1 protein-coding gene is annotated in these 452 nt (G+C 68.6%); it reads left to right on the top strand.

Annotation, left to right across the window (positions count from 1 at the left end; translation table 11 throughout):
• Nucleotides 1-20: 20 nt before the first annotated feature.
• The coding region (locus tag AC1DYK_RS35770; protein WP_478170581.1) for an ABC transporter permease subunit at nt 21-452 on the top strand (432 nt) is incomplete at its 3' end.

The raw sequence follows: 452 nt of genomic DNA, 5'->3' as shown, positions 1-452 counted from the left end.
GAGGTGTGCGTGGACGAGCCATGTCAGGCCCCCTTTTCGGTGCGGCGCTGTGTCGGCTGCGTGACACGGTCGAGCATCAGGCCGAGGCAGACGATCGCGGCACCTGCGACCAGACCGGTCGCGAGGTCACCCTGGTGATCGGTTTCGCCGTCGGTATTGCCGCCTCCCGGAGCGAGCGGGTGGAACGCCTGCTGCGTCCGGTGCTCGACGTGTTCCAGACGATGCCGCAGTTCGTCTACCTCATCCCTGTGGTCGCTCTGTTCGGCGTCGGCCGCGCACCGGCGGTGGCCGCCGCCGTCATCTACGCGCTGCCCGCCGTCGTCCGCATCACCACGCAGGGAATGAACAGCGTCGACCCCGTCGTCATGGAGTCCTCGCGTTCGCTCGGTGCCACCGGGATGCAGCAACTGCGCAAGGTCCAACTGCCGTTGGCCCGCCCGGCACTGCTGCTC

The organism is Variovorax sp. P2_H12 (assembly GCF_056403395.1).
The sequence above is the reverse complement of the archived record's forward strand: the minus strand, read 5'-3'. Positions and strand labels throughout refer to the sequence as shown.